The 13,574-nt window shown below is 75.5% G+C and carries 7 protein-coding genes; 4 read left to right on the forward strand and 3 right to left on the reverse strand.

The annotated features are described in order from the left end of the window. Positions 1-12 precede the first annotated feature (12 nt). Positions 13-4,479 carry a LamG domain-containing protein gene (locus AC3CHW_RS14040; RefSeq protein ID WP_488470650.1) on the reverse strand — a complete coding sequence of 1,489 codons (4,467 nt, stop codon included), beginning with the start codon at positions 4,477-4,479 and terminating at the stop codon, positions 13-15. A gap of 283 nt (positions 4,480-4,762) precedes the next feature. Next, positions 4,763-5,701, reverse strand: coding sequence for a LysR family transcriptional regulator (locus AC3CHW_RS14045; protein ID WP_488470651.1), 939 nt, complete (start codon positions 5,699-5,701; stop codon positions 4,763-4,765). A 215-nt stretch (positions 5,702-5,916) separates the two neighbouring features. Between AC3CHW_RS14045 and AC3CHW_RS14050 the strand changes: the two genes are divergently transcribed. Together AC3CHW_RS14050 and AC3CHW_RS14055 are read left to right on the forward strand one after the other, a co-directional pair. After that, a complete protein-coding gene (locus tag AC3CHW_RS14050; protein ID WP_488470652.1) occupies positions 5,917-6,777 on the forward strand; it encodes a Rossmann-fold NAD(P)-binding domain-containing protein in 861 nt (286 codons plus the stop codon). Positions 6,778-6,783: 6 nt separating this feature from the next. Further along, positions 6,784-7,548, forward strand: a complete 765-nt coding sequence (locus AC3CHW_RS14055; protein WP_488470653.1) for an anthrone oxygenase family protein — start codon at positions 6,784-6,786, stop codon at positions 7,546-7,548. Here AC3CHW_RS14055 and AC3CHW_RS14060 read toward each other — a convergent pair. Then, complete coding sequence (locus AC3CHW_RS14060) at positions 7,543-9,894, reverse strand: AfsR/SARP family transcriptional regulator (RefSeq protein ID WP_488471048.1); 2,352 nt, start codon at positions 9,892-9,894, stop codon at positions 7,543-7,545. The genes AC3CHW_RS14055 and AC3CHW_RS14060 overlap by 6 nt on opposite strands. A gap of 280 nt (positions 9,895-10,174) precedes the next feature. Here AC3CHW_RS14060 and AC3CHW_RS14065 point away from each other — a divergent pair, with 280 nt between their 5' ends. Both AC3CHW_RS14065 and AC3CHW_RS14070 read left to right on the forward strand, forming a co-directional pair. After that, positions 10,175-11,059 carry an alpha/beta fold hydrolase gene (locus tag AC3CHW_RS14065; RefSeq protein ID WP_488470654.1) on the forward strand — a complete coding sequence of 295 codons (885 nt, stop codon included), beginning with the start codon at positions 10,175-10,177 and terminating at the stop codon, positions 11,057-11,059. 151 nt (positions 11,060-11,210) lie between these two features. Continuing rightward, positions 11,211-12,713 carry a carboxylesterase/lipase family protein gene (locus tag AC3CHW_RS14070; protein WP_488470655.1) on the forward strand — a complete coding sequence of 501 codons (1,503 nt, stop codon included), beginning with the start codon at positions 11,211-11,213 and terminating at the stop codon, positions 12,711-12,713. Positions 12,714-13,574: the final 861 nt, after the last annotated feature.

Here is a 13,574-nt window from a genome sequence, read left to right on the forward strand (position 1 = left end):
GCGGCCCGGGCGTCAGCCCTGCGGGACCTCGGTCTTCAGGTCGTGCCGTCCCGTGGCCAACTCGGCCACCTGCTCCTCGCTCAGCGCTCCCTGGAAGGCCCACACGTCGTCCACCACGCCCGGCCAGTAGCCGCCGAAGGTCCCGGCGGTCTTGGCCCGGCCGACCTGGAGGGCCCGGGTGCCGTTGAAGGCCAGCGCGTTGTCGGACCAGGAGACGTGGTTGACGCAGCCCGCCTGGTCGGCGGTGCCGTCGTCGTCACCGTCCGGGCAGACCAGGGTCTCCAGTTGTCCGTTGACGTAGAGCCGCACCTGGTCGGCGAAGCCGTCGTAGACGACCGCCAGGTGGTTCCAGTCGCGGGCGTCGGCGAAGGAGCGGCTCTCCACGGTGGTCACGCTCGCCCCGTCGGCGTCGGTGGCCGGCAGTGTCACCCGCCAGCGGCCCGGCGAGTCGGCGCTGGGGCCTGGCACCCAGCCGACCGTGACCGCGCTGCGCCGCTCGCCCTCGATGCCGAGGACGGTCACCGGCCCGTCGGGGAGGGCCGCTGCCTGCGCCCAGCCGGCGACGGTGAAGCTGGCGCCCGTGTCGATCGGCGAACCCGTGGTCGTGGCGTGGTCGTCCTTGCCGTCCAGGACCAGGGCCCCGCCGTCCACCCAGCCGGGGCCAACGCGGGCCCCGGAGGCGAGCGTGAGCGGGCGGCGGGCGGCGGAGTCGTCGGGCGAGGTGGCCGGCGTGCCGGTCGCCGACTCCAGCTTCCAGCGACCCTTCACCAGCGGGCGCTGGCGGAAGAGTTGCCGCACCTCGTCCTCGGAGATCACCCGGTCGTACAGGCGCGCCTCGTCCAGGTCACCCCGGAAGAAGCCGCCGAAGCCGTCGGCGTACTCCGCTGCCCCGAGGGTGACGTGGCCGCGCGCGAGCCACGGCGTGGTGAACGCCTCGGTGGCCCCCAGCGCGCCGTTGACGTACAGCCTCATCTGCCCGGCGTCGTGGTCGTAGACGGCGACCACGTGCGCCCACTCGCCGAGGCCGGCGCCCGCGCAGGCCGGGTTGGCCTCGGGGCACGGGCGCTGGGCGGCGCGGATCACCGGGGCGTTCGGGTCGTCGGCGCCGGCGCGCAGGAAGACCCAGCCGAGGGTGGGCGAGTGGTAGAGCTCGAAGCCGCGCAGGGTGTTGCCGGCCTGGCTGAGGGCGACCATGGACCGCTCGCCCCGGTCCTTGGGCAGCCTGGCCCACAGCGAGGCGGTGAAGCTCTGGTGGGTGTCGAGCACGGGTTGGCCGGTGCGTACGTGGTCGTCCACGCCGTCCAGGGACAGGGCGCCGCCGGCCACGCCGGGCGCGCCCAGGGTCGGGCCGCCGTGCGGGGTGCCGGTGACGCGCTGGCCGCGCCCCGCGACGGCGGTGGCCGTGGCCTCCTCGTCCAGGTTCCAGACGGCCTTGGCCGGCCGGCCGCCCGAGGTCACCGGCTTCCTGTCGGCCAGCGTGCGCAGTTGCGCGTCGCTGAGCTGGTAGTCGAAGAGGTGAGCCTCGTCCAGGGCCCCGCGGAAGTGGCCCTCCCGCTGGCCGTAGTGCGAGGCCGCACCGAGGTAGGTGGCGCCGCGGGCGTCCCACGGGTCGCGGTAGGCGGCCGAACCCGCCAACGCGCCGTTGACGTAGAGGCGCAGTACGCCGGCCGGGTGGTCGAAGACGCCGGCGACGTGCGTCCAGGTGCCGAGCCGGCCCGTGGCGCACGCGGTGTCGCCGGTCGGGCAGGCCGGCTGGGTCGCGCGGGCCGTGCCGTTGCCGCTCGCGCTGTCGCCGGTGTGGCGCAGGAAGACCCAGCCGCCGGTGGCGCTGGAGTAGTACAGCTCGTAGCCGCTGGCGTGGTTGCCGGCCTGGGCGATGGCCACCGGCGCCCCGCTCACGCCCTCGGCGGGCAGCTTGGCCCAGGTCGCGACGGTGAAGCTCTTGCCGGTGTCCAGGACCGGCGAGGCCGTCGCAGCGTGGTCGTCGGTGCCGTCCAGGTGCAGCCCGCCGCCGAGCGTGCCCTCGCCACCGGCCCGGGCCCCGCCGGCCAGGTCGGCGGGCCAGGCGCCGCCGACGCCGCTGACCTCGCTGGCGCCCGCGGGCTCGTTCAGCTCCCAGGTCATGCGGTCGGGCTGGCCAGCGCGCACCCGGAAGGAATACGTGCGCGGCTCGCTGCCGTTGCCCGCGGCGTCGAACGCCTGGGCGGTGACGAAGTTGACGCCGGGGCGGGTCGGCATGAAGCGGATGGTCTTCGCGCCGCCGCCCGAGGTGTTCAGGGCGTGCTTGCCGCTGGGCTGCTCGTTGACGCCGAACCAGTAGCGCGTGACGTCGGAGGACGGCGCGTCGATGGTGAAGGTCCCGTACCGGCCGACCCCGTCCCGCCACGGGTCCTCGGGGTCCTCCGGGTCGGACGCCGCGTACTGGCCCGAGGTGATCGACGGGCCGGCCGGGACGCTGGTGTCGAGCACGAGGTTGCAGCCGGGGGCCGCTCCGTCGTAGCTCCACGGCGACCACTGCGCGCCGTCCGAGACGCGGGCGTGCCAGTCGACCCGCTTGTTCTTCGGCAGGCTGGACGGCAGCTTCATGGAGAAGTCGGAGCCCGAGCGCTTGGTGGTGGTGGTCGAGGTCCAGCGCGGCTTCCAGCCCTGCCCGTCCCCGGCGTCCCAGGTGGCCTGGAACTGGACCTTGACGTTGTCCCCGTCCGGGTCGCCCACGTTGTTCACCCGCACCGTGGGCAGCGACCGCACGCGCACCGCCCGGTCCGCCGGCTGGCACGTGCCGCCCGGGTCCGAGGTGAGCTGGGCGGTGCGCAGTTGGGTGGGCCGGCGGTTGTACTTCACCCGCAGGTACGCGTTGTCGGCGAACCGCTTCCAGCCGTAGCGGTCACTCTCGTTGGAGGCCCGCAGGCCGAAGGTGATCGAGGGCCAACCCTGCTCGGCGGCCTGCCGTACGACGCCGCCCACCTCGAACTCCGCGTCCGCCGCGGCACACCCGTCGGCGCCGTACGCGAAGCTCCTGTTCCGCAGGTGGTCGGCCCAGAAGCCGTCGGCGTTCTGGGAGTTCCAGGTGGTGGACGAGGAGATGGGCTTCGTGCGCCACAACTGCACCTCGCGCGCGTCGCAGGAGGCCGCGTGCGTCTCGCGCACCACGAACTCGGCCGACAGGATGGAGCGGCCGGTGAAGCGCGAGGTCGGGATCTGGTAGAAGAGCCGCTTGGTGTCCTCCGGCTTGCAGTACGCCCACCCGCAGTAGCCGAGCCCGGCGTCCGGGTCGCCGTTGAACTTCCACTGCGGGGTGCCGGCCCAGTACCGCGAGGCCACCGTCCAGGAGGAGGCCCGGGGGCTGTACCACTGCGGGTCGATGAAGACCGGGTAGACCGTGTCCTCGCCGGTCAGCAACGCCTCGTCCGGGGTGAGGACGAGTTCGCCGCCGCCCGCGCCGACCTCCACGCCGACGGGCGCGGGCCGACCACCACCGGCACTGCCGGGAGCGGGGACGTCCGCGTCACCGGCGCGGGCGGCGGCAGGCTTGGAGCCGGCGCTGGGGGCGGGCTTGCTGTCGGCGCTGGCGGCGGGCTCGCTGGCGGAGCCTCCCGCCGTACGGGCGCCTGCGGCGCCGGCCGGAGCCGTCGTGCCGCTGGAGTCCCACATCACCGGGCGCGGGGCCTCGAAGACCGCGTTGCCGGCGCCGTCGTCCACCGCCGCGAGAGTGCCGTCGGGCGCCTCCTGGACGGTCACACCCTGTGCCGCGACCCGCAGCCGCAGCTCGGCGAGTTGTTCGCTGGCCGCCGCCGCGGCCGACTTCACGACGAGCAACTGCGCGAAGCCGTCGGCCTCCGCCGTCAGTCGCAGGTCGACGCCGGGCAGCACCTCCGGGTAGACGGCGGAGTCCCCGTCGAGCCGGGGCGCGGGCAGCGGCGTCGGCCAGCTCAGCGCCAGCTCCCGGCCGGCCCGGCGCAGCCGCGCCATCGGGGCCGTGCCGCCGCCGGAGAACTCCAGGCCCACCGACGTACCACCAGGTACCACCGCCCCGTCGGCCGCGCGGCGCAGCGAGGTGTCCACCGGCTTCCAGCCGCCGTCCGCCCGCACCCGCACCGGGCGCACGTGCTCCCGGGCCTCCAACTCGCCGCCGGGCGTGGCGAACACCTCGCTGGTCTCGGTGCGCAGGGAGATCACCTCGACGTCGGCGCCGGTACGCCGGGCCTGGTCGAGGGCGTCGGACTCGGAGGTGGCGGTGGCGGTGGCGGGGCCGTGGGACGCGGATGCGGACGTGTCGGCGGAACGTTTCTGCGCCATGCCCGCACCGCTCACCTCCCCCGCCCTGGAAGCCGCCGCGGAAGTCACCCCGGAAGCCGCCGCGGTCGCCGGTTCGGCGACCGCGTCCGGCGCCGTGGCCGGCAGCAACCCGACCGTCAGCGCCAGCCCGAGCACGGTGAAGACGGCACCCCGGAATCTTCGCGGGCGCGCACGACCTGACATCCCCTCAGCCCCTCCCCTGCCGCACGCGATGCGAGCCATCGCGGTGGTGCGGGTGACCGTAGAGACACGGAGTGCTATTGATCCACTACAACAAAGGGGAACAAAGGCCGCATTCAGCCTCTCGATATCGACATGCCGATATGACTCCCGTCACAACTTCAACCGGCGCGTGAACGGCGGAAGGCGCCCCGGAATGCCCCACACGACCGCCACACACTGTGGATGGTTCGTGGACACGCCGTGAAGGCATGCCGTGACGGGGCGCACGGACGTCGCAGCGGGGCTACCCGCCCGCCCCCTCCCCCGCCACCGGGCTCGGCTCCAGCAGTGGGTTGGTCCGGTGGGCCACCACGTCCTGGGCCGCCTCGGCGAAGGCGCGGAGTTGGTGTGTCGTCGCGGCGGTGCGCCACAGCAGGCGCCAGGCGAAGGGGGGCGCGTCCTCGATCGGCACGTACACCACGTCGGGGCGGGAGTCGAAGCGCTGCGCGTGCGCGGGTACGGGGTAGACGCCACGGCCCGCGCCGACGAGGGCCAGCATCTCCTGGATGGTGCCGAAGTCCGGGCCGCGTTCGATGAGGTGGCCCGCCGGCGTGGTCGCGGGCACGGCCAGCGCGTCCACCTCGGGCCCGAGCAGCCGGGGGCGGAGCACCGGGGTGCGGGCCAGGTCGTCGAGGCGGACCGTGGCGCGGCGGGCGAAGGGGTGCCGGGCCGAGACGGCGAGCACGGGGTCTTCGCGGAAGAGGACCGGGCTCTCGCTCATCTCGGCGCTCAGCGCCGGCGCCACGCAGAGCAGCACGTCGATCTCGCCGCCGGCGAGCAGGGTCGAGGCGTCGGCGTACCGCTGCTCCAGGGCCTGCACCTCGCCGGCGGGGTGTCGGGCCCGGAACGTCTCCGCCACCTCGTACACGAACATGCCGACCCCGGCGCCGATGAACCCCACCCGCAGTACCCCGCCGCCGCCCCGGCCCGACTCGACCGCCCGTGCGACGGCCGCCTGGATCTGGTCGTACGCCGGCGCCAGGTCGTCCCGCAGTTGGCAGCCGATCGCCGTCAGGGCGACCAGGCGGCTCGTGCGGTCGAACAGGCGGGCCCCGATGCGGCGTTCCATCTTCTTGACGGCCTGGCTGATCCGGGCCGGGGACACGTGCAGCCGCTCGGCGGTGCGGCCGAAGTGCAGTTCCTGGGCGAGCGTCAGAAAGATCTCGATGTCGCGGTGTTCCACCCGGCCCCCTCATCCGTAACCCACAGATTAACGGACCGTGCGGATTCGGCCATTGTTACCGCTGTCGCCCCGGTCGAGAGTAGTGAGCGACGGCCGAGCGGTCGTCACAGCGGCCGAGCGGCGATCAGGCAGCGGCTGGCAGCAGCCAGGGCAGCGGCCAAGCAGCGATCAAGCGATCAGGCAGCGGCTACGCACCAACCAACGGGGAGCACACCATGACGCAGCACCACCCCATGACCCTCGTCCTGGGCGGCACCGGCAAGACCGGCAGCCGGCTCGTGAGCCGACTGACGGCGCGCGACCTGCCGGTACGCATCGGCTCGCGCTCCGGCGGGCTGCCCTTCGACTGGGAGCGGCCGGCGACCTGGGGCCCGGCCCTGGACGGCGTGCACGCGGCGTACGTCTCGTACTACCCCGACCTGGCCGTGCCGGGCGCGGTCGAGGCGGTGGGCGCCTTCGCGGAGTTGGCGGTGGCCCGTGGCGTGCGGCGGCTCGTGCTGCTGTCGGGGCGCGGCGAGGACGAGGCCCTGGCCTGCGAGCGGGCGCTCGCGGCGGCGGCCGAATCGGGGGCGGGAGCCGGTGCCGGGGCTGACTGGACGGTGTTGCGGTGCAGTTGGTTCAGCCAGAACTTCAGCGAGGGCTACCTGCTCGGCCCGGTGCTGGCCGGCGAGGTGGCGCTGCCGGCGGGCCCGGTGGGTGAGCCGTTCCTCGACGCGGACGACATCGCCGACGTGGCCGCCGCGGTGCTGACCGAGGACGGGCACGCGGGCCGGGTCTACGAGCTGACCGGGCCCCGCCTGCTCACCTTCGCCGAGGCGACGGCGACCATCGCCGAGGCCACCGGCCGCCCCGTGCGCTACGCGCGGATCAGCCCGGAGGAGTTCGCGGCCGGGCTCGCGGCCGAGCAGGTGCCGGCCGACGTGATCGCGTTCCTGGGCTACCTCTTCGGCACGATCCTCGACGGCCGCAACGCCAGCGTCACCGACGACGTGCGACGCGTCCTGGGCCGCCCCGCCCGCGACTTCGCCGACTTCGCCCGGGCCGCGGCGGCCTCGGGCGCCTGGGACGGGGAGTGACCCGCGATGCAACTCAAGACCCTGCACACCGTCGCGCTGCTCATGGCGACCCTCACCACCGGCCTGATGGCCGGGCTGTTCGCCGCCTTCTCGTACGCGGTCATGCCCGGCCTCGGCGGGTCGAGCGACCGCACCTTCGTGGAGGCGATGCAGAAGATCAACGCGTCCATCCTCAACGGCTGGTTCATGTTCTGCTTCCTGGGCGGCATCGCGTTCACGGCCCTCGCCCTGGCACTGAGCCTGCGCTCGGGCGCCGACCGCGCGGCGCTGCCGTGGATCATCGCCGGACTCGTGTTCTACCTGGCCATGTTCGTGATCACCAGTGGCGTGAACGTGCCCCTCAACGACCAGTTGGCCAAGGCGGGCGATCCGGCGCGGATCGCCGACCTGGCCGCCGCCCGCCGGGACTTCGAGGCCCGCTGGGTCACCTGGAACACCGTGCGCGCCGTCGCCAACATCGCCGCCTTCGCCGTCCTGGCCTGGGCCCTCGTCCTGCACGGCCGCGCCACGACGTCGTCAACGGCGTTGTCAACGGCGTCGGCTGAGCCCGGGGCTGCGGCTTCGGTTACGACTTCGGCTCCGGTTTCGGCTTCGGTTCCGGCTGCGGCTGCGGCTGCGGTCGACGTGTCCGGGCCGGGGGTCGTCTCGTACGGGTCGGGGGCCGTCTCGTACCGGCCTGGGCCGGTCTCGTACGCAGGGGGAACGGTCGCGTACCGGTCGGGAACGGTCGCGTACGGAACGGGTACGGGCGGGGCGTCGGCTCCGTCATGAGCTCTCAGGCTCCGCGAGGGCGGCGTCCAGGGCGGTGAGGTGGCGGGCGACCGGTCCGAGGGTGAGCAGCCCGCTGCCGGCGCCCGCCAACTCCCCGTTGGCCGGCAGCAGTTGGGACCGGGCGAGACGGATGACCGCCCGGTCGCCGACGCCGACGGCGGCCCGGCCGATGAGGCACCACAGGACCTCGTACAGCAGGTCGTGGGGCGGTGGCGGGGCCGCGCGGAGCGCCGTCGCCGCCTCCGCGCGCCGGCCGCCGGCGAGCAGGAACAGGGGGCGGACCCACGGCGCGTAGGGGCCCCAGTCGGCGCTTCGGGCGGCGATCCGGTCGGCGCCCGGGTCAGCGGGCAGGGCGGCCCCCTGGTCCTCACGGGTCAGCCGCAGGCACAGCAGCGCCAGCGGCAGCAGCCCGCGCTCAAGGCCCGGCATGCCGGCGCCGTCCAGGCGCGCGGCGGCGGCCCGGTAGGCCGCCTCGGCTTCGGGCCCGGTGGGGTGGCCCGTCGCCACGAGGCGCAGCGCGCGGTACCACTGCGTGAACACGCCCACCAGCGGTAGTTCGTGCCGGTCGGCCAGGTCGTCCACGGCGGCGGCATGCCGGTCGGCGGTCGCGAAGTCCGCGAGCGCGGAGCGGGCCTGGACGCGGACGAGGTGGCCCAGCACCTCGTAGGCGACCAGGCCGTGCCGGGCGGACAGGGCGACGAGTTCGGCACCGATCGCGTCCCGCTCCGGGGCCAGGCCCGCACGCTCGAAGCACTGCATGAACCGGCCGCCCAGCGCGAACGCGAGCAGCGCCGGGTCGTCCAGGCGGCGGGCGATCTCCTCCGCCTCCCGCGCGGCCCGCCACGCCCGCGACTCGGGGCCAGGCGAGGCTGCGGCTTGCGGGGCGGGGCTCTGTGGGCCGGCGGCAGCGGGCGCGCGTACGGGCGACGCGGGTCCGCGCGACGCGGGTACGGGCGACGCGGGTCCGGGCCCGGGCCCGGACGCGGGAACGGGTCCGGGCCCGGACCCGGGGGAGGTCGCCGCCGCGAGGGTGGCCAGGTCGGCGGCCTCCGGCGCGTCGGTCGGAGACCGGGTGCCGCGGGTCTCCAGGGCGATGGTGGCCAGCAGGCGGGCCCGGGCCGCCGCGTGGCCAGGGGCGGGGAGGGCGGCCAGGGTGCGTTCGGCCGCGGCGACGATGCGCGCCGCCTGCTCCGGGTCGTCCGCGCGGGTCCAGATCGCCGGCACGTCGTACGCGCCGATCACCCGCGCGGTCAGCTCCGGGTCCCCCAGCTCCTCCGCCGCCGCGACGGCCGCCACCCGGTGCGCGCGGGCCGCCTCCAGCCCCTCGCCCCCGGTCAGCGCGAGGCTGCGGAGGAGGCCCACCGTCGATTCGAGCCGGGCGCGCGCCCCGGCGGAGACGGCCCGGTCGTAGTCGGCCGCGGCCCGCGCCCACACCCGGGCCGCGGCGCCGGCGGGGTCGGGATCGGGGCGATCGGGCTCGGGGGCTGGCCTCGCCTCGGAGACCGGGGCCGCGCCCGCCGGACGCTCCGCGTCCGGGCCGGCGGCGACCGGGCCGGCGGCGTCCAGGTGGGTACCGTCCGAGTGGTCGGCGTCCAGGTGGGCCGCCTGGTCGAGCACGTCCGCCTCCAGTTGGCGCAGGCCGGGGCCCGGGTCCACGCCGAGCTGCTCGACCAGCAGCGCGCGGGCCCGGCGCAGCACGGCGAGCGCGTCGCCCTGCCGGCCCGTGCGGTAGAGCGCGAGGGCGAGCAGCCGCCAGGCGTCCTCGCGCCACGGGTGCTCGGTCACGTGCGCGTCCAGGTCCGGCACCGCCTCCGCGGCCAGCCCGAGCGCCAGTCGCGCCCCGGCCCGCCGCTCGACGGCGTGCAGCCGCAGCTCCGCCAGCCTGGCCCGTTCGGCGCGGGCCCACGGCGCCTCGGCGAACTCGGCGTACCCGGGCCCGCGCCACCACCCGAGCGCCTCGTCGAGCCGTCCGAGCGCGTCGGCCGGCGGCAGCGTGGCCGCCGCCGTCACCGCCCGCTCGAAGCGCCACGCGTCCACCGCGTCCGGCTCGGCGCGCAACGCGTACCCCGGGCCCTCGGTGACCAGCAGCCGAGCCGGCGCGCGCGGTGGGCGCTCCGGCTCCAGCGCGCGCCGGAGGGCGGCGACGAAGGTGCGTACGGCGCTCACGGCGCCCGCCGGCGGCTCCTCCCACAGGTCGTCGACGAGGTGGCCGACCGGTACGACGCGGCGCCGGGCGACGATCAACCGGGCCAGCACCGCGCGGTGCCGTGGGCCCTTCAGGGCGATCGGCTCCCCGGCGTCGTCCCAGGCCGACACCGGCCCCAGCACCCCGAACACCGCCCGCACCCGCACCGCCTCTCCGTACCGCCAGCCTCTCCGTGCCACCCGCCGCCCGTCGCGTACCGGGTCCGCGCTCGCCGCCACCGCGCACCATGACCCCGCGCGCACCGGCCGGCCGCCTGCTCGGCCACGCTCTCCAGCCGGCTCCTCGCCACCGTATAGCGCGCTCATCCATCGCTCATCCGCGCCCAGCAGGCTGGGAACGTACCCGCCCGCGGCGCGCGGCGGCGGCCCGACCGCCCCGTACCGCCCGCCCGGGCCCCCGCCCCGACCCAGGACGTGCGCCATGCCTCTCACCCGCCTCCCCCACTTCGCCTACCAGCGCGTTCGCGTCGCCGACGGCGTCTCGCTGAACGTGGCGGTCGCCGGCTCCGGCAGCCCGATCGTGCTGCTGCACGGCTTCCCGCAGACCCACCTCATGTGGCGGCACGTGGCCGCCGACCTGGCCGCCGACCACACCGTGATCTGCCCCGACCTGCGCGGTTACGGGGCCAGCGACAAGCCGGCCGAGGGCGGCGACCCGCTCACGTACGCCAAGCGCACCATGGCCGCGGACGTCGTCGCCCTGGCTCGCGCGCTCGGGCACGAGCGGTTCGCGCTGGCCGGGCACGACCGGGGCGCGCTCGTCGCCTTCCGCGCCGGCCTGGACCACCCGTCCGCCGTCACCCACCTGGCCTGCCTCGACGTGCTGCCCACCCTGGACATGTGGGACGTCATGCACGGCACCAGCGCGGCCGTCGGCTACCACCTCTACCTGATGGCCCAGCCGCCCGGCCTGCCCGAGCGGATGATCAGCGCCAGCGCCGACGCGTTCTTCGGCTCGTTCCTGGACGCCTGGGCCAACGACCCGCGCGCCATCCCCGCCGACGTACGCGCCACCTACCTGGACGCCTGCCGCGCCGCCGTGCCCTCCATCGTGGCCGACTACCGCGCGTCGGCCGGCATCGACGTCGAGCACGACGAGGCCGACCGGGTCGCCGGCCACCAGTTCGCCATGCCCGTCACCGTCCTCCAGCAGGACTGGGGCGCCGCCCTCGGCTTCGACGCGGCGGCCCGCTGGCGCGCCTGGGCCCCCGACCTGCACCACGCCACCGTCTCCTGCGGCCACTTCATGGCCGAGGAGGACCCGGAGACGATCAGCGCGGCCCTGCGCGACCTGCTGAAGCGCTAGCCCCTCGCGACCCGCCCCCGGACCCACCCGTATCCCAACTCCCGTACCCACCACGCCACTTCTTGACGCCACGCCACATGGGCGTAGCTTCGACCGGACGGACTCGCCACCACTTTCCGCACACCGCGCTCCCCCGTCCCGAGGAGAGGTCATGGCCGCCGTGGAACCGATCGTCCGCATCACCCAGGGCGCCGTCCGGGGCCGGGTCCGGGAGGGGGTGGCGGTCTTCACCGGCGTTCCGTACGCGGCGGGGCCGACCGGCGCGGCCCGGTTCGCCCCGCCCGCGCCACCCACCTGGCGCGGCGAGTGGGACGCGCGCGAGCCCGGGCCGAGCGCCCCGCAGGTGGGCGAGCCGGGCCGGTCGCCGCTCCAGGACCTGATGGGCGAGGGCTGGCTGCCCGGCGCCGAGTACCTGACGGCCAACGTCTGGTCGCCGTCCCCCGGCCCCGGCGCGCGCCTGCCGGTCCTGGTCTACCTGCACGGCGGCGCGTTCGTCGGCGGGCGCGCCACGGCCGACCTGTACGACGGGACGTCGTTCGCCCTGGACGGCGTGGTGCTGGTCAGCCTCAACTACCGGGTGGGCGTCGCCGGTTACGCCCACCTGCCGGACGCGCCCGCCAACCGCGGCCTGCTCGACCAACTCGCCGGCCTGCACTGGGTACGCGACAACGTGGCCGCCTTCGGCGGGGACCCGGACCGGGTGACCGTCTTCGGCGAGTCGTCGGGCGCGGCGAGCGTGTGCGCGCTGCTGGCCTCGGCCCCGCGCGGCCTGTTCCGGCGCGCGATCAGCGCCAGCGGCGGCGGCTCGCAGTCCCTCACCCCGGCCCAGGCGAGCGCGACGACCCGCGCCCTGGCCGCCCACCTCGGCGTGCCCCCGACGGCCGAGGCGTTCGCGTCGCTCCCCGACCGGGCCCTGGTGACCGCGCTGGCCCGCGTCCTGGCCGAGCCGCCGAACCTGACCGTCGCCGGCGTACCCGACCCGCTGATGGGCCTGACCCCGCTGGGCCTGGTCATCGACGGCGATTCGGTACGCGGCCAACCGGAGGACGCGGTTCGCGCGGGCGCCGCGGCCGACGTCCCCCTGCTACTCGGCAACACGGCCGACAAACTGAACCTGTTCCAGCTCACACGCGCCGCCCCACCCGTCGACGCGCGGTCGCTACCGCTCCTCGCCTCCCGCCTGCACCCGGACCCGGCGCGCGTCATCGCCGCGTACGAGGCCGCCGGGCGCGGTACGACGCCCGCCGAACTCCTTTCCGCCATCGGCACCGACTACCTGTTCGCCGTCCCCACCGCCCGCCTGGCCGACGCCCACGCCCCACACCCGGCCGGCACCTGGCGGTACGAGTTCACCTGGCGCTCCCCCGCCTTCGACGGCCTCCTCGGCGCCTGCCACGGCCTGGACCTCCCGTTCGCCTTCGCCAACCTGTCCCGCGTGGACCTCCACACCCTCGGCCTCGTCCCCGACGCGGCCGAACCCCGCGAGCTGGCCCGCCGCACCCACGCCGCCTGGGTCGCCTTCACCACCACCGGCAACCCCGGCTGGCCCCGCTACACCCCTGACCGCCCGACGGTGCAACGGCTGGACTCGACCTGGCCGACGACGGAGTCGGCGGACGGGGCGGAGCGGGGGGTGTGGGCGGGGGTTCGGTGAGGTTGTGGGTGGGGGTTCGGCGCCTTGGTGGGTTGGTGGGCTTGAGGTGTCTGGGTTGGCTTCGAGTGCGTGGGTGGGGGTTCGGCTGGGTGGGTGGCTGCGGGGACAGTGCAGCCTTGGGGGCGGCGGGGTGCCGTTGGGGCCTTGACCTGGCGGAGGGTGTGCCTGTGGGTGGGCCCCGGCTTGCGGTACGCGCGGGGCCCAGCCCCGCTCGGCGGGGACATCGACGGGTTGCCGTTCTTGGCCTTGACCTCCCAGGGGCCAACCCCGCGAGGGCGGGGAGGACTGCTTGCTCTCGTCCTGCGCCTGCTCAACAGCCGGACCAACCCCGCAACGGCGGGGACGGGCCACGCATTCCGGAGCTGACCGAGTAGCCGACGGGACCAACCCCGCGTGGCTGCGGGGACACCTCCAGGCCCAGCGCCAGTTTGGCCTGCACCTCGGGGCCAACCCCGCAGGGCGGGGACACGCGCATGACGGCCCTGATCATCGGCGGCAGCGGCGGGCCAACCCCTGCGGGGCGGGGACGAGCCGGACGAGGCCCAGTTTCTCCAGACCCGACAGGGGCCAACCCCGCGAGGCGGGGACGGAGCGTGCGGCGATGCCCTCGGCGTCCCTAACGAGGGACCAACCCCGCGAGGCGGGGACGGACCGATGATCGGGCGTACCCCGTGGTTGAGGTAAGGGCCACCCCGTGCGTGCGGGGACGAGTCCTTGCCACTGCGTGAGAAGACGTACTTGAAGGGGCCACACCCGCACACGCGGGGACGAGTCAAGGCTCCCGTTGTCCGGCGCCCATTCCCAGGGTCCACCCCCGCACGCGCGGGGACGAGATGCCGGAGAAGCCGCCTTCCATCTGCG

It is taken from the genome of Streptomyces sp. MGP-BFMKR1, from assembly GCF_057766585.1.